Source organism: Vibrio algicola, assembly GCF_009601765.2.
GTDB classification, from domain to species: Bacteria; Pseudomonadota; Gammaproteobacteria; order Enterobacterales; family Vibrionaceae; genus Vibrio; species Vibrio algicola.
On record NZ_CP045699.1, the window covers coordinates 2,317,374 to 2,340,809 of the forward strand.

Sequence of the window (23,436 nt, forward strand, 5' to 3'; positions counted from 1 at the left end):
TTCTCTGCAATTTCATCTGGCTTACGCCTTTATTTACTTAGCGCCCAAATTAGACCACAACCCTATGATTATATTTTCAGACATTCAATTGCTGCGTGGCGGAAAGCCTTTATTAGAACAAGCTTCAGCCACTATTCATCCGGGTGATAAAGTCGGTTTAGTCGGCAAAAACGGTTGTGGTAAATCAACGCTATTTGCCTTATTAAAAGATGAACTGGCTATCGACGCCGGTAACTTTCAAATGCCAGCCCATTGGGAATTAGCTTGGGTAGCGCAAGAAACGCCCGCGTTAGATCGAGCTGCAATTGATTATGTGATTGATGGCGACCGTGAATTTCGACGTTTAGAGCAACAACTCGCAAAGGCAGAACAAGCCGATAATGGCACTTTGGTAGCAGAGTTACACAGCAAGATTGATATTGTTGGTGGCTATACTATAAATTCGCGCGCAGCCGAACTGCTCAATGGCCTCGGATTTAGCCAAGAACAAATGCAATGGAGCCTGACCCAGTTCTCGGGCGGCTGGCGCATGCGTTTAAACCTTGCTCAAGCATTATTGTGCCGCTCCGATTTATTGCTGCTGGATGAACCCACCAACCACTTAGATTTAGATGCGGTATTGTGGCTGGAAAAATGGCTACAAAATTACCCTGGCACACTGATTTTGATCTCGCATGATAGAGACTTTTTAGATCCAATCGTTGGCCGCATTGTGCATGTTGAAAATCAAGATCTGAATGAATACACAGGTAACTATTCTTCCTTTGAAACCCAACGTGCACAAAAGTTAATGCAACAACAGGCAATGTACAGCAAGCAGCAAAAACAAATGTCGCACATGCAAAGTTACATCGACCGTTTTCGTTATAAAGCCTCTAAAGCTCGCCAAGCCCAAAGCCGGATTAAAGCGTTAGAGAAAATGGAAAAGGTTCTGCCAGCGCAATTTGATAACCCATTTAATTTCGAATTCCGTCAACCCGCTGCATTGCCTAATCCGATCATGATGATGGACGATGTATCTGCAGGTTATGGCGATCGCTTGATCTTAGAAAAAATTCGCTTAAATTTAGTCCCAGGTAGCCGCATCGGCTTACTTGGGCGTAATGGCGCAGGTAAATCGACCTTAATCAAACTATTATCGGGCGAGCTTAATCCACAAGGCGGCGATCTGACCTATTCTCAAGGGGTGAAGATTGGTTACTTTGCGCAGCATCAACTCGAAACCTTGCACCCAGAAGAAACCCCGCTGCAGCACTTAATGCAAATTGCCAGCAATCAAACCGAACAACAGTTACGTGATTATCTTGGTAGTTTTGGTTTCCAAGGCGAAAAAGCATTAGATAAGGTCGCCCCATTCTCAGGTGGCGAAAAAGCACGTTTGGTATTAGCGTTATTAGTGTGGCAAAAACCCAATCTATTGCTGCTCGATGAACCAACCAACCACCTTGATTTGGATATGCGCCAAGCGCTGACCATGGCGTTGCAAACCTTTGAGGGTGCGATGGTGATTGTCAGCCACGATCGTTATTTATTGCGCGCCACCACCGATGATCTTTACCTAGTCGATGCCCAACAAGTGATGCCGTTTGATGGCGATCTTACCGACTATTATAAATGGCTCACCGACCAACAAAAGCAAGATAAAAAAGACGCTCAAGGCGAAGTGGATAACAGCCCCAACACCAACAGCGCCGCCAATCGTAAAGAACAAAAACGTCTTGATGCGGAGCGCCGTAAACAAACCGCGCCGCTGCGTAAAAAAGTCACTCAACTTGAAACGCAAATGGACAAACACAGTCAAGCATTGGCACAAGCGGAAGAACAACTGGGGGACGTCTCTCTTTATCAAGATGAAAATAAAGCCAAGCTGACCCAAGTGCTCAACCTACAAGCTACCAGCAAAGCGCAACTCGAAAATGTTGAGGTGGAGTGGATGGAACTGCAAGAGCAACTTGAAGCATTAAGCGAAGAATAATGCCAAACTCGCCTTGTTCACCTCTTACAGCAGAAGCGTTCTGGCAATTTTGTCTAGAACGCTATCAACAACCGGGCGTGGAGTCGGCGTGTTTAACCCTACAAAACCAATATCAGGGCAACGTTAATTTACTACTGCTGTATATATGGCTCGATCAACAAAAACTAACACTAGCTCCACAGGAACAAGAGCGATTGAAACAATCACTCCAACCGACACAAGCATTACTCGCTCAGTTTCGGTCATTGCGTCGTCAATATAAAACTCACTTACCCGCTTCGCTATATCGGGAAAGTTTAACCTTTGAATTACAGCTTGAACGTCAGCAACAAGAATATTTAGTTGAAGCCTTAAATGCACTGCCACTTCAAGCTCGATCTCAACAACACATACCGCTAAGCCACCAATATTGCCAACAACTTGATGCTGAAGGGCTTTGCCTATTCTTTTTCAAAAATATAAGTAATATCTGAAAGCATTAGTGAATCATCACAGATAATAAGCAGTAAACATATTATGATTATCCCTTGGCAACAAATCGATCCCGACACCCTCGACAACTTGATCAAAGAATTTATTCTGCGTGAAGGAACCGATTATGGTGAACAAGACTATTCTCTTGAGCAAAAAATCACACAGGTACAACGTCAATTAAAATCAGGTAAAGTGGCGATCGTATTTTCCGAATTACATGAAAGTGTCGATATCAGGGACGTCAACTCGTTAAGTTAATCAATCTACACTCAAAGTAATTAAAGTTGCAGTGAGGTGGCAAGTAAGACGGATATATACCCATATCATTTGGGTATATTATTTACAGGCCCTACTCTACACTGTCTATTCTCAAGGTCGAAAATAAAGGATTATCATGTCGGCAAAGCATCCTATCATCGCAGTCACCGGGTCCTCTGGCGCAGGAACCACCACCACCTCAGAAACCTTCCGAAAAATGTTCAATATGAGGGATATTAAAGCCTCATGGGTGGAAGGGGACAGCTTTCATCGCTATACCCGACCAGAAATGGATGTGGCGATCCGTAAAGCACGCGAGCAAGGTAAACACATTAGTTACTTTGGCCCTGAAGCCAATGACTTCCCTGCTCTGGCCAAGTTTTTTCATCAGTATGGTCAAGATGGCAGTGGCAAAATTCGTCGCTATTTACACAGTTTTGATGAAGCAGTACCGTACAATCAAATGCCAGGCACGTTTACCCCATGGCAAGGTTTACCCGATAATACCGATGTGCTTTTCTACGAAGGTTTGCATGGGGGTGTGGTCGATGGGGAAGTCAACGCCTCGCAACATGTCGATTTTTTGATTGGTATGGTGCCGATTGTTAACTTGGAGTGGATCCAAAAATTTGTGCGCGACACCCGCGATCGTGGCCATTCGCGTGAAGCGGTGATGGATTCGATTGTACGCTCGATGGATGATTACTTAAATTACATCACGCCGCAGTTTTCTCGTACTCATATCAACTTTCAGCGAGTGCCAACCGTTGATACTTCTAACCCATTAAACGCCAAAGGCATCCCAAGCTTAGATGAAAGCTTTGTAGTGATCCGTTTGCGTGGAATTAAAAATGTCGACTTCCCTTACCTACTTGCCATGATTGATGGTTCCTTTATGTCACGCCATAACACCTTAGTGGTACCAGGCGGTAAGATGAGTTTTGCGATGGAACTGATCATTCAACCTCTACTGCAACAACTGATCGACACCGGTAAAATTGGCTAAAAAGGTGATCAATTTCACCTTACTGCTGAGTCTGTGACTTAGGCCACACTTTCACAGCTTAAATACCCACTTCAGGGCGATCAAAATCAAGAAATTCGCTACGGAAAGGGGTAGTATTTAAAGCCAACGCAGTAACAGTGCTTGCAGCGTAAATGATGAACACCTATTCTATTTGACCAGTTTAGCCGGTCTCAGGATGAATGACTCAAAACTGAGCAAGCCCTTCAGAGGAAGTAACAAATTATGGTTCTAGGTAAACCTCAAACTGACCCAACTTTAGAGTGGTTTCTATCGCATTGTCATATTCATAAGTACCCATCAAAAAGTACTTTGATTCATGCTGGCGAAAAAGCAGAAACTTTGTACTACATCGTAAAAGGGTCTGTGGCTGTATTAATCAAGGATGAAGAAGGCAAAGAGATGATCTTGTCTTACTTAAACCAAGGCGATTTTATTGGTGAGCTAGGTCTATTTGAAGAAGATCAAGAGCGTACCGCTTGGGTTCGAGCTAAATCACCTTGTGAAGTTGCTGAAATTTCATTTAAGAAATTCCGTCAGCTTATCCAAGTGAATCCAGATATCTTGATGCGTCTGTCAGCTCAAATGGCAACTCGCCTACAAATCACTAGCCAAAAAGTGGGTGACTTAGCCTTCTTAGACGTTACCGGTCGTATTGCACAAACGCTACTTAATCTAGCCAAACAACCAGATGCAATGACTCACCCAGACGGCATGCAAATTAAGATAACTCGTCAAGAGATTGGTCAAATTGTTGGCTGCTCTCGTGAAACCGTTGGTCGTATCTTGAAAATGCTAGAAGAGCAAAATCTAATTTCTGCGCATGGTAAAACCATCGTGGTATACGGTACTCGTTAATCGTCACACACGATTATTTTAAGTACACGCAAAAATAAATAAAGCCACTGAATGCAAATCCAGTGGCTTTTTCGATCTTACTTTTTCGTTACTCTCTACCCAATAGCGGGCAATACTCCTACGCTGATTAGCACTTGTACCCCAATGATCACCAAGCCACTTAATAAAACAAACATCAACGCCACATTACCACCAGCAACGGTAAAGTTTTGGGTTTGTAAGTTGAGTTGACGCGAGCGTTTCACCATCGCAACCGGCAGTAGTAACGCTAAAATCGCTAAGGCAATCGCGGCATAACCGAGTGCCATAATAAAGCCTTGCGGGTAAAATAGAGCAAAACACAATGGCGGAACAAAGGTCACTAACGCGATTCCCACTCGGCCACCTTTGCTTTGGTTCTTATTCAAGCTGTCGCCCAAAAATTCAAATAAGCCTAAGCTCACCCCAAGAAAAGAAGTAATTAAAGCCAGATCAGCAAACACTGACACCACTTGAGAAATGGCAGAACTATGGATCACTTGCGCCAAGGTTCCAACCAGTGCGGTGACATTGCCGGCTTGTGCAAGCGTGGCTTGATCGACCACACCTAATGTCGCTAATTGCCACAGGATATACACCACTAACGGCAATAATGACCCAAACACCATCACTTTTTTCAGCGCTTTCATATCCAGATCTAAATAACGTACCACGGCAGGAATGCTGCCATGAAATCCAAAAGAGGTGAAAATCACCGGTAATGCCGCCACAATCAAGCCTTTTTCTAATGGCATATTCACCAAATGAACCGCTTGAATGTTGGGAGTTAAGAAAAACAGCATGATTGCCATCGCGACCAATTTACAGGTAAACAGCACCCGATTAACCTTGTCGACCGATGACGTACCAAAGGTAACAATCGCCGCAATCAAGATGGTAAAGATAAGTGTTCCTAGGCCGTTAGACACATCTAACTCAAACCAGTTATGCAGCTTGTCATTAAATTGCCCACCACCACCCGCAATGTAGGCCGCGCAAAGGGCGTAAAACAAAAACAACATCGCAAAGGTCGCCAGCCACTTTCCCTTATCACCGAGAAATTGCTTAGCCAAGGTATGCAAGGTGGCATCATAATCAGCATGTTGGTGCAGCTCTAACATCAATAATGCGGTGTACGCCATTAATGCCCACATCGCTACCATGATCACAAGCGAAGTCATAAAGCCCAGTCCTGCTGACGCAATTGGCAACGCCAACATTCCGGCACCAATCGTGGTACCGGCAATAATCAAAGTACTGCCTAAAACCTTTGAATTACTCATTTACACTTACCGTTCAAAATTATTTACAACAATTTACCATTAAAACTAGATAAATCGACCCGTCAATAACAAAAAGCAGCGATAATGGGTCAAATATCACACAAAAAACCAGACAAATTACTGTGTATATAAAAGTGTACAGATTCTTAGGCAAGAGCAGAAAAAAGAAACCCCGCCACTTCAAATGAAATGACGGGGTTTAAAGGTTAAGTGACGGATAACCGTCAATCTTAACCATATAACTTAAGCTATATTGTCCGTTAATTGCAGAAAGCACCGTTGGATCTATATTGGTTAACTCACCAAAAGAAGCAACAAAACTGTAGCTTTAAAGGCTAAACATTAGATGCCATATTGAGCGCGGTAAGCCTTGACCGACTCTAGCTGCTCTGCGCTGTTGCCTTGCTCTTCAAGATAAGTCACTAGATCGCCTAAACAGATGATAGAGATAACCGCGCAACCGAAATCACGTTCCACTTCTTGAATCGCTGACAACTCGCCTTTGCCTTTTTCTTGACGATCAATCGCCACTAAAACGCCAGCTAAATCAGCACCATTGGCTTTAATGATTTCCATTGATTCACGAATAGCCGTACCAGCGGTGATCACATCGTCCACCAACATAATGCGACCGTCTAATGGATTGCCGACCAAGTTGCCACCTTCACCGTGATCTTTAGCTTCTTTACGGTTAAAGCAGTATGGCGTATCAATATCGTGGTGATCGGCTAAAGCAACTGCGGTGGTGGTCGCAATTGGAATGCCTTTGTAAGCTGGGCCAAACAACACATCAAACTGAATGCCAGATTCGGCTAATGCAGCGGCATAAAAACGACCTAAACGGGCTAAATCACGGCCAGTATTAAACAAGCCAGCATTGAAGAAGTAAGGGCTAGTACGACCCGATTTTAAAGTAAACTCGCCAAACTTAAGAACTTGTTTCTCAAGGGCGAACTCAATAAATTCACGTTGATATGCTTTCATGGTTTCTCTCTTTTCTTTCTCACTAATGACCAGAATGACCTAATCATAATATTCACACAAAAAAATAGCCCCTCAATGAGGAGCCATTAAAAACTATTGGGCTAACGTTGCTTTTTGCACTGCGATAATATCGTTAATGCCTTTTTCGGCTAAATCTAATAACTGATTGAGCTCAGCACGAGAAAACGCTTCGCCTTCTGCAGTGCCTTGTACTTCAATCATTTTGCCTTCTTCGGTCATCACCACGTTCATATCCGTATCGGCCGCTGAATCTTCAACATATTCCAAATCACACAAAGCGCGATCGCCCAAGATGCCAACTGAAACCGCGGCTACATGACCTTTCATTGGATTTTTCTTCAATTTACCTGAAGCCATCAATGATTGAATCGCATCCGCTAATGCCACGCTAGCACCAGAGATAGACGCAGTGCGGGTTCCGCCATCGGCTTGAATAACATCACAATCGACGGTGATCATCATCTCACCTAATACTTCAAGATCCACTACCGCGCGCAAGCTACGAGCAATAAGACGTTGGATCTCCATAGTACGACCGCCTTGCTTACCACTTGAAGCTTCACGACGGTTACGAGTATGAGTCGCGCGTGGCAACATACCGTATTCCGCTGTCACCCAACCTTTACCGCGGCCTTTTAACCAACCCGGTACTTTTTCTTCTACACTGGCATTACACAATACTTTGGTGTTACCAAATTCAACCAACACCGAACCTTCAGCGTAAGCTGTGTAGTTACGTGTCATTTTAATTGGGCGAACTTGATCGGCGGCGCGATCATTTGGGCGAGTTGTAGAAGTCATAAATTGATACCTAGTTGAGGACGTAATTGGGGCAAGATTATATAGATCTTAACGTCAAAAAGCGATCTTATCCCCTGCTTACTTAACGCCGTTTGAGTTTAACTTGTGCTACCATAGCAACCAGAAAATTATCACCTTATTTAGATTAGGAACTATCCAATGATCTACAGCATGACTGCTTACGCCCGTAAAGAAATCAAATCAGATTGGGGCAACGCCGTATGGGAAATCCGCAGCGTAAATCAACGTTACCTTGAAACCTATTTTCGCCTACCAGAGCAATTTCGTGGTTTAGAGCCAATCTTGCGTGAGCGTTTTCGTAAGCGTTTAGCGCGCGGTAAAGTGGAATGTCATTTACGCTTTGAAGCCAATTCAAAAGCGCAAAGCGAGCTAAAAATTAACGATGATTTAGCCAAGCAAGTGATCCAAGCGGCTACTCACGTTATGTCACTGACGGGCGAAGACTCGCGCATCAATCCATTCCAAATCATGAACTGGCCGGGCGTAATGGAAGCACCCGAGCAAGATATGGATAGCATCCAGAAAGAATTACTCACGGTATTTGAACAGGCGATGACAGATTTTATCGACGCCCGTGGCCGCGAAGGCGACAACATGAAAGCTCTGATCGACCAACGCTTAGAAGCCATTACCGTTGAAGCTGCGAAAGTGCGCGCTCGCATGCCAGAAATTATGCAGTGGCAACGCGACCGTCTATTGAAGAAATTCGAAGAAGCCAGCATTGAATTAGACAGCTCTCGGGTCGAACAAGAGTTGATCTTACTGGCGCAAAAATCAGATGTAGCAGAAGAGCTTGATCGCCTAGACTCGCACGTGAAAGAAGCCAACAACATTATGAAAAAAGGCGGCGCATGTGGCCGTAAACTCGACTTCATGATGCAAGAATTCAACCGCGAAGCCAATACGCTAGCATCAAAATCTATCAGTACCGATGTGACGGCTTCTGGCGTTGAATTGAAAGTATTGATTGAGCAAATGCGTGAGCAGATCCAGAATATTGAGTAGGCAATCAAACTCACCCACAAGAACCAGACAATATTAAAAACAAACACTTAGTAACAACAAAACAATCAGATGCACTCATGAAGCATCTGTTAGCATCAAATTAATGGTGACAAATCGGTGACAAATATTGAGTTTGCATGATAGTGTAAACTCATTGTCACCACTTTGAGACTCCGCCATGCAAGATAATCAGCTCATAGCCTTAATGAAGAAAGGCAAACCTGCTCGACACCGTATATCTACAGGGCTCTACTTTCGAGTGGTAAGCCCAATGTCAGCTTTTTGGACTTTTCGTTACACCTTTCAAGGGAAAAGAAAAGAACATACGATTGCAAAGTATGGCATCCCTCCTTTTGGGATAAAAATGACCGAAGCACAAAAAAAAGTCATTAATTTGAAGTTTGAAGTTGAGCAAGGGGACGACCCACAAGTAGAAAAAAGACGCCCAGATAGACTAGAGTTTGATAGCGTAGATCAACTTGCGGAAGATTGGTTATCAATCAAAAAAAAGAGAATCAAGAATCCACAGATTCCAGAAAGGGTTTACCGTAAAGACATAGCGCCATACATCGGTAATATGGCAGTATGTAAGGTGGAACCTCGCGATATTGCTCAAATCATTAGGTCTATTAACGACGATGGGCGCCCTTCCATTTCAAATGACGCTTTAAGCTATCTAAATCAGCTCTTCAATCATGCTATTAAGATGGGTTTAGTACAGTATAACCCTGCATCTGCGTTTGATATAAACGATGCTGGCGGTGAAGAAAAACCTCGGAAGCGGGTATTATCAATTAACGAAATTACATCGCTATTCCAAGCGATAAAGTCACACAATGATATTTTTGTTCGTGAAAATTACTTAGCATGTTGCTTGCTCTTACTTCTTGGAGTTAGAAAGGGAGAGCTAATAGCGGCGAAGTGGGATGAATTCGACTTTGATGAAAAACTATGGCACATCCCTGAAAATAGAACAAAAAATTCAATTCCAATATCAATCCCTATTCCTCCAGCTATTTGGGGCATTTTTTCAGAGCTGAAAATTAGAGCAGCCGATAGTGAGTATGTATTTCCAAAACGACGCTCATCGAAAAGGTTTAGTCATATCTCACCAGATACATTAAACGCAGCTCTCAACAAACTACTATCACAAGACGACGTTGAGATAAATCACTTCACAGTACATGACCTTCGACGCACATTCAGAACATTATTGGCGAGCTGTCAGGTTCCACCGCATGTCGCTGAAAGGTGCCTGAATCATAAGCTACCCAGAATTGAAGGAACTTATGATATACATGATTATTTAGAGCAACGAAGAGATGCTTATGAAATGCTTTGTTTGAAACTCAAACCCTTGATACTGGAATTTACTCAAACATAAATACTCGTAAACTAGGAGGAATTCCAATTTCACTGAAGAGATTTATTGTATTTCTTCTGGCTATATCAAGCACGTTGACCTTATTTTCAAACAAGCAAACATCAAACCAAATCTTTCGGTCTAGATGATATTCATGTTCGAAATATAAAATACCTGAACCAGCACAATGCTTTACACTAAAAATGGCTACTTCAGCTAGTCGGCCAGCGTCTACCCCTACCCAATTTGAAACATCATAAGGCAAGATTTTCATGAATCTTGCGTCAATGTAAGCTGAAATCAATAACAAAAACAACACTTCTTCATTTGTGTGATTCCAACCGTTGTAATCCTCAATATTAGGAAGTGTAGTGGTACGGTGATTTTGGCCACCTAATTAGAGGTGATATCATCACCTCATATATCAATAGGTGCCAATTATGACAAAACGAACAAGACCAACATTTAGCCCTGAATTTCGACTTGAATCTGCATTGTTAGTAACCGAACAAGGTTACACCGTTCAAGAAGCCGCTAGCGCCATGGGCGTTGGCAAATCGACAATGGATAAATGGGTACGCCAATTACGTCAAGAGCACAATGGGATAAAGCCTAAAGCAACGCCAATAACACCTGAGCAACTTAAAATTCGCGAATTAGAGAAAAAAGTTGCTCGTCTGGAAGAACATAATGAAATTTTAAAAAAGGCTACAGCTCTGGTGATGTCCGACTCACTGAACAATTTTCGATAATCGAAAAACTCAAGCAGAGCTATAGCGTTACTACATTATGCAAAGTGTTCAGTGTAAATCGAAGCAGTTATAAGTACTGGAAAGCACGCTCAAAAATGCCGAATGTTGAATTGATTAAGCTTAAAAGCTTAATCAAAGAAGTTCATATTGCGAGTAATGGTTCAGCAGGAGCGAGAAGCATAGCGGATATGCTAATAGCTAAAAATGTACCTATGAGTCGTTATCGTGCTTCTAAGTTAATGAAATCACTTGGCTTAGTTAGTTGCCAAATGTCCAAGCATAAATACAAACGAGCGCCACAAGAGCATATTGAAATACCTAATCATCTTGATCGACAATTTGCAGTAACTGAACCAAATCGAGTTTGGGTAGGAGATGTGACTTACATTTGGGCTGGAAATCGTTGGATGTATTTAGCTGTTGTCATTGATTTATTCGCACGTAAACCAATTGGCTGGGCAATGTCGTTATCACCAGATAGCAAATTAACAGGAAAAGCACTAACAATGGCTTTTGAGTCTCGTGGGAAACCGAAAGGCGTTATGTTCCACAGCGATAGTAATAATATGTTGGCTAGATTTCATCATACACTAACTAAGAAAGTTGGTTCATGCTTGAAAGATGGTACCAATAATGTTCTGAGCTTTCTGACCCACACAGCGATCGACCTTATGTGTCCTTCCTTGGATCTGTCGATTGCTTAGTTTCATTATTTGGTGAGGGTTGCCTCGCCAATATTTGTGACTCAAGAAGGGCCTGACGCCTGTCCCATTACTGTCTTGTCCAAGTATTTGGTTTTGTGACTCTTGTCCATGATCATATAGTGAAGGAGTCAATAATGAATACCAGTACAATCTCATCTTATGTCATTGGTGGAGTGGATACTCATAAAGATATCCACGTTGCTGCCATCGTCAATGATTCTAATCAAGTTTATCAAGTGAATACTTCCCAGCAACCCGCCATGGATATAAGGAAATGCTAAAGTGGATGTCTTCATTTGGTAAAATATCACGTGTGGGTATTGAGTGTTCAGGGACGTATGGTTTGGGCTTGCTTCGTTATATGCAAAGCAGTGGCATTGAAGTATTGGAAGTAACAGCACCAGATAAGGTTGATCGAAGAAAACGAGGCAAGGATGACACAATAGACGCAGAAAATGCTGCTCATGCCGCGTATAGTAAATTACGCACGGTGACGCCAAAGACGCGAGATGGGATGGTTGAGTCGCTAAGAATACTTAAAGGTTGCCGTAAAACAGCAATGGCAGCTCGAACTGTTGCCCTTCAGATGATTAGAACGAGCATTGTATCTTCCCCCGACGAAATAAGAGATACATTAAGACATATGACTCGTATGACTTTGATTCGCACACTAGCATCAAGCAGACCTGATTTAACAGCTTACAAAAATATTTCTAGCGCATATAGGATCGTATTTAAATCCTTAGCTCGTAGATATCTTGAACTTCATGACGAGATTGCGGATTTAGATAAAATGATTTCTTCTATCGTTGACATGCTTGCTCCTGAATTAATCGAACAAAAAGCCGTTGGATACGAATCCGCCGCACAATTATTGATAACGTTGGGTGATAACCCTGAACGTTTAAACTCTGAATCTAGTTTTGCTGCGTTATGTGGAGTTAGCCCTATACCTGCATCCTCAGGAAAAACCAATAGACACAGGCTTAATCGAGGTGGTGATAGAGCTGCAAATAGTGCACTCCATATTATTGCGATTGGTAGACTTAGAACTGAGCAGCGTTCAAAGGATTACATCAAAAAACGAACGGCTGATGGATTATCAAAAATGGAAGCTATACGCTGCTTAAAAAGATACATAGCACGTGAAATTTATTACCTTTTGAAAAATAGAAACGCCTTAATCAACAGTATACAAATAACGACTTGACTCTTAGAAGGGCATCCAAGGAAGCCATTATACGAGTCGCTATTATCGTCAATTACTATGGCGTTACCAACTAAAACAAAGTTTGTCACGTCGTGGTAATTGCTGGGATAACGCTCCGATGGAGCGTTTCTTTCGAAGCTTTAAAACAGAATGGATGCCCATTACGGGCTATCGTAGCTTTTCGGAAGCTAGGTTAGACATCATTAAATATATAACAGGTTATTACAGCCGACTCAGACCGCATCAATATAATGGAGGGTTAACACCTAATAGATCGGAACAATTATATTGGGAAAACTCTAAAACTGTGGCCAATTTTCATTGACCACTACAAACCGACTCAAATGCTTAGGGGAATATTGAGGTTTGCCAGTTAGTGGAGTAACATTGAAAGGCTCTTTAGTGTAAGACGTAATTCGTCTAGTCGGGTGATTAGCCAGACTCAAATTTATTGAACGGGTTTAAATGCGAGATGTACGCATCCTAAACTCGTTCCTCCTTTAGGATGCGTACACCTCGCACTCTTTAGTAAAGAGTTAAGCTCAAGGTGTTTTACCACACCTTGAGCTTTTTAACGGAAAACTATGAGTATCATTAGCCAGATAGCACAAACCTTAAAGAAACCTGAGTACGTGATAGAAGATATTCTATTCATCGCTCCAATGAGATATAAAATCTACTATATCCCTAAACGAACTCACGGTTTTAGACAAATAGCCCAACCATCAAAAGAATTAAAAGAATGCCAGAGGGCATTTCTTAGGTTTTGTAACCTCCCCACTCACAATTGCGCTATGGCCTATAGAGAAGGCTTAAGTATCAAAGAAAATGCCATTGCACATAAAAACCAAGCATACTTGCTCAAGCTAGATTTCGAAAACTTCTTCAACAGCATAACTCCTAATATCTTTTGGCACACATGGGAATTAACAGGTGCAGAGCTACCAACTAAAGATAATCAACAATGGATTGAAAAGCTGCTTTTTTGGAACCTAGAAGATAAGCTCGTTTTAAGCGTGGGAGCCCCTAGCTCACCTTCTGTATCCAATTTTTGTATGCTTATATTCGATCAAATGTTACAAGACCAGTGTCAAAGTTTGGGAATAAAGTACACTCGCTATGCCGATGATTTAACCTTCTCTACCAATGAGAAAGATATACTTTTCCAAATCCCAGAAAGTGTAGAAAATATTTTGTCCAAATGCTTTAACGGAAATTTAAGATTAAATAAAGGTAAAACTATTTTTTCGTCCAAAGCCCATAATCGTCACGTAACCGGAATTACCATTACTAATAGTGGAAAGATATCTTTAGGTCGTAGTAAGAAAAGATATATAAAACATAAAATTCATCAATTCTCTCTTGAGCTGCTAAATAACCACGAAGTAAAGCACTTAAAAGGGTTGATGGCTTATGCTCGTCATATTGAACCAAGTTTTTATGAGTCTCTTATAAGAAAGTACTCAAAAGAACTAATAGAACGTATTTTTGAGGTCCCAAATGAGTAGAGAAGCTAAGATAAAAAATGAAATAGCATTACTTGAAAGAAGCTTTAAGGCAGGATCTATTTCATCTGGATTTAAGCTTTATGAGATGTATGACAATGGTGTCTTCGAAAAAAATTCTGATGGCGATATAATTTGCATCCTAGATAAGAGCCCAAAAATAGCTCATACATATTTACTAGATTGTAGACAATCACTTAATGATAATGAAAAAAATAACAGGCTTCATGTATCTCGATTAACTTTATCGGACTTCAGAAAATTCAAAACACTCAAAGTAAAGCTGAATAAAAACCTAACTGTTATTATTGGTGATAATGGTGCAGGTAAAACGACCATTATTGACGGCATAACAAAATCTTTAAGTTGGCTTAGTGCAAACATTCTCAAAAAAGGGGGAGCTGGCCTTCGTGTTACAGATTATGATGTAAATATTGATTCAATGAGCTTTGCTGAAGTTACCTTACAGACAAGCCTAAATAAAAACAGTCAATATTCAGTATCTTTATACAAAACAGCCAAAGGTGCTAAAGAAGCAAAAAAAAGTGAACTAGAGGCGTTCGAAGAGTTAGGTGGACTATATAGAGTAGTAGATAATTACAATCGTACAAATAATAAAAGTGAGATTAATCTGCCACTTATTGTTAGCTATTCAGTGAACAGAACCAATATTAAGTCTAATAAAACCTTTGACTTAGAAAAAATCACCTCAGTTAAAATAGGCTCTAAGTATGATGCTTATGAGAATAAATCAATTGATGGCACTGGTAACTTTGATGAATTTTCTGAATGGTTTTTAGCTCTACACAATCTCTCAGGCGAAGATTTAAGCGTTCGCTTACGCAGTGCAAAAAAACGACTTGATGCACTGAAAGCTGTAGGAGCGGATAAAGACACTAGTGAGATTTTTGAACTATACACTACCGCTAAAGAAGAGTATGAACACCTCCAAAACGATTATGACAGTCGTAAATCTCACATAAAGAACCTTCACTTTGTAAAAAGCGCAATACTTTCAACAGTACCTGGCTTTACAGACATTTTTATTGAAAAAAACCCTGACTCAGGGAGGGCAGAGCTAAAAGTAACTGTAGACGGGAGGAATATTAATATATTTCAAACTTCACAAGGGCAGCATGTCTTTATATCTATGATTGCAGATATCGCAAGGAAATTAGTTGCGTTAAATCCTAATATGGAGAACCCTTTACATGGCCAAGGAATAGTACTGATCGATGAGATTGAACTTCACTTACACCCTAAGTGGCAACAAAATATAGTCAATGTATTAGTAACCACATTCCCAAACATTCAATTTATAGTTACAACTCATAGTCCACAAGTCCTATCGACTGTCGATAAATCTTCTATTAGGCACTTTATTACAGATGAGAATGGTAATGTCCATTGCCCACCACCTAGGTTTCAAACGAAAGGGGTTAGAAGTGCTGATATCCTCGCTGAAATAATGGGGACAAATTCAATTCCAGATGTAGAGGAAGCTCGTAAAGTTGATAAGTTTTCAGGATTCTTATTAGATAATCAGAAAGATAAAGCAACGGAACTACTTAAAGAGCTTGAACAACATTTTGGTTCCGACCACCCTGTCATTCGAGATTGCCAGAGCAAATTAGACGTATTCGAAATGAAGGAAAGGATTAACCTTAAGAGAAAAGAGGGTTAATAAGTGAAGAAGTTAGATCGCAATCTGGCGGAAAAGCCCATATTTCTCAATAATATATCTCACACCACACACACTTGGAAGAATATGACCAAATCTAGGAAGAAAAGTGTGTGGAAAGAGCTAGGGAAATTCCAAAATAAGCTCTGCGTTTATTGTGAATCCGAAGCAGAGAATGGAACTCATACAGGTCATATCGAGCATTTTTTCGACAGAAGCACTCATGTTCATCTAACTTTTGATTGGAGCAACTTATTCGGATGTTGCGCTTCAAGACTTCATTGTGGTCATTACAAAGATCAAAATCTCCCTGGAGGAGTTAGGCGAACCTATAACAAAAGCTTATTAATTAAGCCTGACACTGAAGACCCAGAAGATTACTTACAGTTCTTACCGAGTGGTAAAATTGAGAGCAAAAATGGCTTAGATGCTCTCTCTGAACAAAAAGCGAGTGAAACAATTAAGGCGTTAAACCTTGACGACCCATCATTGGAACGTTCACGAGAGCAGCAGATAACTCGATTTCAATCAAAAGTAACCACAGCTCTAAGCTTCATTGACACTGGAGATGAAGAAACTATAGCTTTAGCCATGATTGAATACAGAAATATAGAACAAGAAGCCAAGTCCGCCTCACATAGAACAGCAATAAAACAAGCCGTGATCTGGATATAGTCAATCAATTCAGTGAGTTGATTAAAGGTATCAACTCACTATTCTATTTGACTAAAGAAAGACTAGCTCTATATGGTTGCTCTCCAATCTGTGTGTTTTGGCTAACTAAAGATAAGCTAAAGAATGGATTATTGAATGTTAAATTCGAAATTTCATCTAATGGGAGAAATAGCTCATTACAGATATCTACACGACGATAACCTTTGTCTTTTAAAGATATAAATACTTTTTCAAGTAAAAGAGATTTCTCACGTTGCTCTAAACCTTCAGGCTCACATGAGCGATACCCCTCTTTAGTTGCACTAATTGTAAGCTGTCGATATTGCCATTCAGTTAAACAACTCAGATCGTAAAGGCGCCTAATCATAGCCATCGCAGATACATTCCAATTTTTCTTAAGAGCAAGGATATCTTTAAGCGCAGCGTTAGCATTAGGACGTACTTTTGCTAGAACACTACCCCTTGGCATCAGAAAAGCAGAAGCAAATCGGTCAGCCTCTAACTCAGCCTCTCTACCCTTATTTTGACAACCATGCTTATGTAAAATAAGGTGAGCAAGCTCATGCGCAGCATCAAAACGGCTCCTTTCTGGAGTTTTAAACTGATTTAAAACAACAAAGGGCCTATCCCCCTTCCAAAAAGAAAACGCATCCACCTCTTTACAGTCTTCTGACAATGAAAAAACTCTAACTCCCTTTGACTCCAGCAAGTGAATCATATTTTTAACTGAAAGCTCACCTAACGCCCATACATTGCGAAGCTCCATTGCTGCAACTTCAGGGTCATTACGATTATCATGAGAGTAGTCTGGCAATTGAACCTTAGGTAAATTTTTAAACTTACTATCAATCCACTCTGATAACTCTAAGGCATTTACACTAGCAGCTTCCGTAGCTAGCTTTAGCCGACTAGACAACTTAGTTACTGCCCTGAAGCTAATTGATTCAGGGTCAATTGTTTCTGAAATGGCTTTATAGAAGAACTCAACTGGATACCCTAAGGCTATAGCGAACTTCTGTATCATTTCGTCTTGGAGCTCGAATTGAGGCTGACTACTTTCATAGATAGAAACTGTTTTCGAGCTAATACCTATCAAATCAGCAAATGCTTTTTTTGTTAGCTTCCGACGTTCTCGGGCTTGTTTTAATCTAGTGGGGATATACATTTTTAGTTCATTGAAATATCTAAATCGATATCATCAGAGAAGCCATCAGTAGCACTCTCATCAGTATCAATAATGAGGCCAGAATTGAAGTCGGACATATCTATCATGAAACGTTTACTAAATCCATTAACGAAACCTTTTTGAGAACAAAAAACCGGTTTCGATAGCTCCGCTTTGATATCCAACCCTTCCGATTTTTTTCTCAGCATTAAGCAATAAAAACCACACATCAAATGGGCAATTATTCAGAGAGTAGTCTGGAAGGTCTTCAGGAAACATATCTATCTGGCTAATATCAGATGTTATCAGCCCAAAGAACTCTTGAGACCTTGGCCCTTTAGCTCTCATTGTTGAAGGGTATCCGCTAGATATACCAGCTTGCTCATCACCTCTACAAATGTGAATCGCAAACTTATTATCACTATTTGCCGTCAATTCGATGTTATGTGGAGCTTCCTTCTTAAATCCAAGAGATTTCAAGCTCTGACGCAATGCAAGTGTTGCTTTAGCAGTTATTGTATAACCTCTGTATCGCGCAGGCTCATCTGATGTCGTACTATTAAATGCAATGACAGCCTCACTTACCGCGTGCTTAATATGGTCTATCGAAACTCCCTTTTCCTGAAGAAAAGAATCAAGGGCACCCATGTCACTACTAATAATTTGATTGTCTATGTTCTGCATTCTAAGTCCCGACTTTTATTCACTTCCTTTATTTCAACCTCAAATGAGGTTAAAATAAAGGAAGTGAATGTGATTTTCTAAAAAATATCATTGCATAAAATAAATTGGTGACATGAGTGGTGACAAAAAACCAAAAATTACAAAAACAAACTATTTAAAACAATAGTTTAAATAAAAATTATGCATTCAGATCCAGAATATTGAGTAATTCATAAACTCCAAATCATAACAAAAAGCCCAGAGTCATTTCAAAGTAATCATGAAGTGGCTCTGGGCTTTTATGTTTCTAGCATTGTTAAACCTAACTCACCTGACGTCGACTGGCTCGCTTGGGTTTGTTGTATACCACGCAGAAATTGCCACGGCGGGTGCGGCATTTTGAGCAGTGCTCACATTGAACTGGGGTGCGATCGCCAGACTGCCAACGCTTGATTAAATGCGGTTCCGATAACAATGGGCGCGATAATGCAAAAGCGGCAATGTTCGAGGTTTGAGCGATGTGCTCAATAGTATCTAGGTTACTCAAGCCGCCAACGGTGATCACTGGCACCTCGACTTGCTTACTGATCACGCGGCCAAATTCAGAGAAATAGCCTTCTTCAGGAATAAGATAACCATCGACCTTTTCGCCCACCCTCTTTTGCGCGCTACCGTGAATATTGCCGGATATCTCTAAGCCATCGACGCCAATATCGGCCAGTTTTTGACAAATAATTTGAGTGTCATCAAAGGTTAATCCACCCTCGAAAAAGTCACTGGCGGTCAGTTTGATTAAAACAGGAAAGTCATCGCCAACTTGGACACGAATAGCATGATAAGTTTCAATTAAAAAACGCATTCGGTTTTCGAGACTGCCACCATATTGGTCGCTGCGTTGATTGTAATACGGGCTTAAAAATTGATTGATTAAATATGAGTGAGCAGCATGAATTTCGACCCCATCAAATCCTGCAGATTGAGCGCGACGACTGGCTTGGGCAAAGGCATCAATCACATGATCAATGTCCGATTGAGTCATGGCTTTACCTTGGGTTTTAGTGCCACGCTCTGGAATGTCACTCGGCGCAAAGATAATACGCTCACCAACGTTATGAGTGGTTTTAGTGCCGCCATAGGCCAACTGCATCACGATCTTGCTACCATGATGGTGCATCAGTTCAGTTAGCGGTTGGTAATCGGCGATAAAGCTATCGTTATACATGCCCATCATGCCAGCATTGGGTTTCTCATCCGCTAGAATATTGGCGTAACCGGTAATGATTAATCCCACCTCACCTTCTGCCAGTTTTCGATAGACCTCTAACAAGGGTTCGGTCATATAACCGGTTTGTGTCGCCATATTTTCCCAAGTGGCACTGCGGATAAAACGGTTTTTTAGGATCATCGATCCGATTGAATAAGATTCAAATAAATTGCTCAAGTGACACCTTGGATGGTTAACGAAAAGAGAAAGGGCTGCGAGAATAGAGCGCAATCTATTAACTGTAAAGCTCAGTCTCAACTCTTTTCATCGCGGTTTGATTTTGATCATTTCTACCACACATATTCAACCTTGTTTAAACATGCATCAAAACCAAGCCCCGAAACCGAACACTAGAACAGCCATTTAGACGTCTAGACATTGACATGTCCATTAACAAGCTTTATTCTGCGCGCCTTGTCATTTTTTATGTGGTGCACCATGTCTCACGCTTCATCTGATCACTCTGCGTCTACTGACACGCCAACATCTTCTCCATTGGCTTTATTGCCATTGGGGTTATTTCTCAGCTTATTTATTGGGGTTGGCGCTTATCTGACTTATCAAGGGGTGGATTTTGCCTTCTATCAATTACCCGCTCCGATCGCGACTCTGCCTGCTATTATCGTCGCTATCATCTTAAGTAAAGAAAAGCTCAATAAAGCGATTGAGCAATTTTTGCGTGGCGTTGGGCACCCCGATATTATTGCCATGTGTATGATTTATTTATTGGCTGGTGCATTTGCCGCGGTTGCTAAAGCTTCTGGTGGCGTCGATGCAACGGTTAATCTGGGCTTATCTTTATTGCCAACCAGTATGATCTTGCCGGGCATATTTTTAATTTCGGCTTTTATTGCTACCGCGATGGGCACTTCTATGGGCACGATTGCGGCAGTAGGCCCTGTGGCATTAGGCATTGCTCAATCGGCTGGAATGAGTTTGCCACTGACTGCCGGCGTGGTGTTAAGCGGCGCAATGTTTGGCGACAATTTATCCATCATCTCAGACACCACCATTGCTGCCACTCGTTCGCAAGGTTGTGAAATGAAAGATAAATTTCGTGAAAACATCCGTATTGCATTGCCTGCAGCTCTTATTGCTTTGGTGATATTTGCGTTTAGCAGCACCGCCACCCAAACCCCACCGACCGAAGCGGTTGAATGGTTGAAGATTATTCCCTATTTAGCGATTTTAATTTTGGCTGTCTCAGGAGTAAATGTATTTGCGGTGTTAACTTTAGGGATTATTTTAGCCGCCGGAGTGAGCTTATTTTCCGTCACCGATTACTCCCTAACCCATCTTGGCAAAGATATTTACGCCGGCTTTGGCAATATGCAGGAAATCTTTTTGCTCTCCATGTTAATTGGCGGTTTGAGTGAGTTAATGCGTCAGCAAGGTGGGTTAAGCTTTTTAACTCAATTGGTGAGCAAAATTATTCATAAATTTGGCAGCCATCATTCAGCGCAGGCGAATTCTCGTGCCAGTGAAGTGGGTATTGCCAGTTTAGTATCATTAACCAATATTTGTACCGCGAATAATACCGTGGCGATCATTGTGTCGGGCAGTGTGGCGCGTCAATTAGCGGAAGAAAATAATGTCTCGGCCAAACGTTCAGCTAGCTTGTTGGATATTTTTTCTTGCGTGATGCAAGGTCTTCTACCTTATGGCGCACAAGTGTTATTACTCGGTTCGGTATTTGGTTTATCGCCGCTGCAAGTGGTGGCTAATTCTTATTATTGCATGTTACTGGCGCTGACCGCTTTGGTATCTATTTTCTTAAAGCATCAAGGGCGTAAAAAATCAACGTCGCAACAAGCCCAATCGTAATTGCAGCCGCAAAAAATTCCGTTCTTCCATATTTTGATGGAGAGAAAAGGACATGGATGTTCTTTTCCCAGTGCCCACGGACGGTTTAAACGTCTGTTAGCAATCAATAATATGGTTAGAAGCTTAGTGGTAATAAACCTAGGATAGCCATATTCGCTTTATTTGTTTCTCGCTTCCGTTTCAAGCAACCCTTGCTTCACTTCTACCCCACCCGCGTAACCAGTCAATTTGCCGTTTTTACCTATCACTCGATGACATGGCACAATAATCGAAATCGGATTTTTACCATTGGCCAAACCAACCGCGCGCACCGCTTTAGGGTTGCCGATAGCATTTGCAATGTCTTGGTAGCTACAAGTTTCACCATAAGGGATGTCAGTAAGAGCTTGCCAAACTTGTTGCTGAAAAGCGGTTCCGGTTGCCGCCAGTGGCAAATCAAATTGGGCTCGTTGACCGCTAAAGTATTGTTCAAGCTGCAACACGGTTTGCGCCAAGATAGCTTGAGGCGGAAGAGCTGTTTGTAATTGATCACCAGCCACATACTCACCAAGCTGATCCGGTTTAGTGGTATAAGTGGCTAACCACAGCCCCAATAAACCTTGCGAATTCGATTGAATGCTTAACTCACCATACGGGCTTGGCATGGTGGTAAACACGGTCTTTTCAGTCTCTGATGTTTGAGTTTTGAGCATTATCATTTCTCATTTCGTTGGCTATTCACAAAAGATAGCATAATCACTCCCAACATCTGCCATTCAAATCTTATTTCGGTTGTGGTATTCTTCGCCACCCTTTTTATTCTTACCCTGACTCGATCATTGATAATTTTGATATTGGCGAGCGAGGAAGAAATAAAACAACCTCAACAAAAGTGAATCGACCATGATCGGCAAAGGTACTCTTTATATCGTTTCCGCCCCAAGTGGTGCTGGTAAATCGAGCTTAATTTCAGCCATGTTAGAGCGCAATCCTAACTACGCAATGAAAGTGTCTGTATCTCATACCACCCGCGATCAACGCCCTGGTGAAGAAGATGGTTTGCATTACCACTTTGTCGAAAAAGACCATTTTGTTGAGTTAATGAATCAAGGCGTATTCCTTGAGCATGCTGAAGTCTTTGGCAACTATTACGGCACTTCTCAAGTGTGGATTGAAGAAACCTTAAATAAAGGCATTGATGTCTTTTTGGATATTGATTGGCAAGGGGCGCGTCAAATTCGCCAGCAAATGCCACAAGCCAAAGGTATCTTCATTTTACCGCCGTCAAATGGTGAATTAGAGCGTCGTTTGAATACCCGTGGGCAAGATAGTGAAGAGATCATTGCTGGCCGCATGAGCAAAGCAAAATCCGAAATTTCCCACTACAATGAATATGATTATTTGATCATAAATGATGACTTTGATGCCGCATTAATGGATTTTAAAGCCATAATTCGCGCAGAGCGTCTAAAACAAGATAAACAAGCGGTTAAGTTCAACGGCATGTTAAAAGCTTTACTGTCTGAATAATAAGCGTTTTTAAGCTATATTCAGCCAGAAAAATAACAACCCGTCTTATTGCTAGGATCTCTCGCGCTAAGACTGTATAATTTCACGTCATTATAAATAAATTTTACTAATTGGAGTCATCATGGCACGCGTAACTGTTCAAGACGCTGTTGAAAAAGTCGGTAATCGTTTCGACCTAGTTCTTATTGCGGCTCGCCGCGCACGTCAAATGCAAACTGGCAACAAAGATGCATTGGTTCCTGAAGAAAATGATAAAACAACCGTGATCGCATTACGCGAAATCGAAGAAGGTTTGATCACTAAAGACGTATTAGACACCCGTGAACGCCAAGAGCAGCAAGAGCAAGACGCTGCTGAACTTGCCGCAGTAAGCAGCATCGTTCACAACCGTTAATATTT

The 23,436-nt window shown here is 41.5% G+C and carries 21 protein-coding genes and 3 pseudogenes; 16 read left to right on the top strand and 8 right to left on the bottom strand.

What is annotated here, in order from left to right; all coding sequences use genetic code 11:
• The first annotated feature begins 64 nt into the window (after positions 1–64).
• From GFB47_RS10615 to crp, 5 genes are all read left to right on the top strand, one after another.
• Complete coding sequence (locus GFB47_RS10615; RefSeq protein ID WP_153447938.1) at positions 65–1,975, top strand: ABC transporter ATP-binding protein; 1,911 nt, start codon at positions 65–67, stop codon at positions 1,973–1,975.
• Positions 1,972–2,448 (top strand): TIGR02444 family protein, encoded by a 477-nt coding sequence (locus GFB47_RS10620; RefSeq protein ID WP_407701705.1) that lies wholly within the window; start codon positions 1,972–1,974, stop codon positions 2,446–2,448. The genes GFB47_RS10615 and GFB47_RS10620 overlap by 4 nt, the downstream gene beginning before the upstream one ends.
• Positions 2,449–2,491: 43 nt before the next feature.
• The gene (locus GFB47_RS10625; RefSeq protein ID WP_153447940.1) at positions 2,492–2,707 is read left to right on the top strand and encodes a YheU family protein; all 216 of its coding nucleotides are present in this window, start codon (positions 2,492–2,494) and stop codon (positions 2,705–2,707) included.
• A gap of 136 nt (positions 2,708–2,843) precedes the next feature.
• The gene (locus tag GFB47_RS10630; protein ID WP_153447941.1) at positions 2,844–3,713 is read left to right on the top strand and encodes a phosphoribulokinase; all 870 of its coding nucleotides are present in this window, start codon (positions 2,844–2,846) and stop codon (positions 3,711–3,713) included.
• 243 nt (positions 3,714–3,956) lie between these two features.
• Positions 3,957–4,589, top strand: coding sequence for a cAMP-activated global transcriptional regulator CRP (crp, locus tag GFB47_RS10635; protein ID WP_153447942.1), 633 nt, complete (start codon positions 3,957–3,959; stop codon positions 4,587–4,589).
• A 95-nt stretch (positions 4,590–4,684) separates the two neighbouring features.
• Here the strand turns inward: crp and GFB47_RS10640 are convergent, their stop codons facing one another.
• The 3 genes from GFB47_RS10640 to rph all read right to left on the bottom strand — a co-directional run bounded on the left by GFB47_RS10640 (position 4,685) and on the right by rph (position 7,696).
• Positions 4,685–5,890 (bottom strand): aromatic amino acid transport family protein, encoded by a 1,206-nt coding sequence (locus GFB47_RS10640; protein ID WP_153447943.1) that lies wholly within the window; start codon positions 5,888–5,890, stop codon positions 4,685–4,687.
• A 342-nt stretch (positions 5,891–6,232) separates the two neighbouring features.
• A complete protein-coding gene (pyrE, locus tag GFB47_RS10645; RefSeq protein ID WP_153447944.1) occupies positions 6,233–6,874 on the bottom strand; it encodes an orotate phosphoribosyltransferase in 642 nt (213 codons plus the stop codon).
• 93 nt (positions 6,875–6,967) lie between these two features.
• Positions 6,968–7,696 (bottom strand): ribonuclease PH, encoded by a 729-nt coding sequence (gene rph, locus GFB47_RS10650; RefSeq protein ID WP_153447945.1) that lies wholly within the window; start codon positions 7,694–7,696, stop codon positions 6,968–6,970.
• A 159-nt stretch (positions 7,697–7,855) separates the two neighbouring features.
• Here rph and GFB47_RS10655 point away from each other — a divergent pair, with 159 nt between their 5' ends.
• Together GFB47_RS10655 and GFB47_RS10660 are read left to right on the top strand one after the other, a co-directional pair.
• The gene (locus GFB47_RS10655; protein ID WP_153447946.1) at positions 7,856–8,722 is read left to right on the top strand and encodes a YicC/YloC family endoribonuclease; all 867 of its coding nucleotides are present in this window, start codon (positions 7,856–7,858) and stop codon (positions 8,720–8,722) included.
• Positions 8,723–8,900: 178 nt separating this feature from the next.
• Positions 8,901–10,106 (top strand): tyrosine-type recombinase/integrase, encoded by a 1,206-nt coding sequence (locus GFB47_RS10660; protein ID WP_153447947.1) that lies wholly within the window; start codon positions 8,901–8,903, stop codon positions 10,104–10,106.
• Here the strand turns inward: GFB47_RS10660 and GFB47_RS10665 are convergent.
• Positions 10,093–10,359 (bottom strand): hypothetical protein, encoded by a 267-nt coding sequence (locus tag GFB47_RS10665; protein ID WP_153447948.1) that lies wholly within the window; start codon positions 10,357–10,359, stop codon positions 10,093–10,095. The two genes, GFB47_RS10660 and GFB47_RS10665, sit on opposite strands and share 14 nt — an antisense overlap.
• A 166-nt stretch (positions 10,360–10,525) precedes the next feature.
• On the opposite strand from GFB47_RS10665, the pseudogene GFB47_RS10670 reads away from it, so the two are divergent.
• The 6 genes and pseudogenes from GFB47_RS10670 to ptuB all read left to right on the top strand — a co-directional run.
• Positions 10,526–11,403: pseudogene (locus GFB47_RS10670) on the top strand (IS3 family transposase); the annotation flags it as partial.
• Positions 11,404–11,675: 272 nt separating this feature from the next.
• Positions 11,676–12,751: pseudogene (locus GFB47_RS10675) on the top strand (IS110 family RNA-guided transposase).
• A gap of 16 nt (positions 12,752–12,767) precedes the next feature.
• Positions 12,768–13,076 (top strand): annotated as a pseudogene (locus GFB47_RS10680) (integrase core domain-containing protein); the annotation flags it as partial.
• A gap of 259 nt (positions 13,077–13,335) precedes the next feature.
• Positions 13,336–14,259 carry a retron St85 family RNA-directed DNA polymerase gene (locus tag GFB47_RS10685; RefSeq protein ID WP_153447949.1) on the top strand — a complete coding sequence of 308 codons (924 nt, stop codon included), beginning with the start codon at positions 13,336–13,338 and terminating at the stop codon, positions 14,257–14,259.
• Complete coding sequence (gene ptuA, locus GFB47_RS10690; protein WP_153447950.1) at positions 14,252–15,940, top strand: retron Ec78 anti-phage system effector ATPase PtuA; 1,689 nt, start codon at positions 14,252–14,254, stop codon at positions 15,938–15,940. The genes GFB47_RS10685 and ptuA overlap by 8 nt, the downstream gene beginning before the upstream one ends.
• A gap of 3 nt (positions 15,941–15,943) precedes the next feature.
• Positions 15,944–16,612 carry a retron Ec78 anti-phage system effector HNH endonuclease PtuB gene (gene ptuB, locus GFB47_RS10695; RefSeq protein ID WP_153447951.1) on the top strand — a complete coding sequence of 223 codons (669 nt, stop codon included), beginning with the start codon at positions 15,944–15,946 and terminating at the stop codon, positions 16,610–16,612.
• A 43-nt stretch (positions 16,613–16,655) separates the two neighbouring features.
• Here ptuB and GFB47_RS10700 read toward each other — a convergent pair whose 3' ends face one another.
• The 3 genes from GFB47_RS10700 to GFB47_RS10710 form a co-directional block, all read right to left on the bottom strand.
• Positions 16,656–17,777, bottom strand: a complete 1,122-nt coding sequence (locus tag GFB47_RS10700) for a helix-turn-helix domain-containing protein (protein WP_153447952.1) — start codon at positions 17,775–17,777, stop codon at positions 16,656–16,658.
• Positions 17,778–17,903: 126 nt separating this feature from the next.
• Positions 17,904–18,461: a hypothetical protein gene (locus tag GFB47_RS10705; protein ID WP_153447953.1), complete on the bottom strand. Its 558-nt coding sequence runs from the start codon at positions 18,459–18,461 to the stop codon at positions 17,904–17,906.
• Between the two features lie 301 nt (positions 18,462–18,762).
• On the bottom strand, positions 18,763–19,881 hold the full coding sequence (locus GFB47_RS10710; RefSeq protein ID WP_153447954.1) for an NADH:flavin oxidoreductase: 1,119 nt from the start codon (positions 19,879–19,881) through the stop codon (positions 18,763–18,765).
• A gap of 261 nt (positions 19,882–20,142) precedes the next feature.
• Between GFB47_RS10710 and GFB47_RS10715 the strand changes: the two genes are divergently transcribed.
• The gene (locus GFB47_RS10715; RefSeq protein ID WP_218619089.1) at positions 20,143–21,528 is read left to right on the top strand and encodes a Na+/H+ antiporter NhaC family protein; all 1,386 of its coding nucleotides are present in this window, start codon (positions 20,143–20,145) and stop codon (positions 21,526–21,528) included.
• Positions 21,529–21,686: 158 nt separating this feature from the next.
• Here the strand turns inward: GFB47_RS10715 and GFB47_RS10720 are convergent, their stop codons facing one another.
• On the bottom strand, positions 21,687–22,220 hold the full coding sequence (locus GFB47_RS10720; RefSeq protein WP_153447955.1) for a methylated-DNA--[protein]-cysteine S-methyltransferase: 534 nt from the start codon (positions 22,218–22,220) through the stop codon (positions 21,687–21,689).
• A gap of 193 nt (positions 22,221–22,413) precedes the next feature.
• On the opposite strand from GFB47_RS10720, the gene gmk reads away from it, so the two are divergent.
• Complete coding sequence (gene gmk / locus GFB47_RS10725) at positions 22,414–23,037, top strand: guanylate kinase (protein ID WP_153448225.1); 624 nt, start codon at positions 22,414–22,416, stop codon at positions 23,035–23,037.
• 121 nt (positions 23,038–23,158) lie between these two features.
• Positions 23,159–23,431, top strand: a complete 273-nt coding sequence (gene rpoZ / locus GFB47_RS10730) for a DNA-directed RNA polymerase subunit omega (RefSeq protein WP_153447956.1) — start codon at positions 23,159–23,161, stop codon at positions 23,429–23,431.
• The last annotated feature ends 5 nt before the right edge of the window (positions 23,432–23,436 follow it).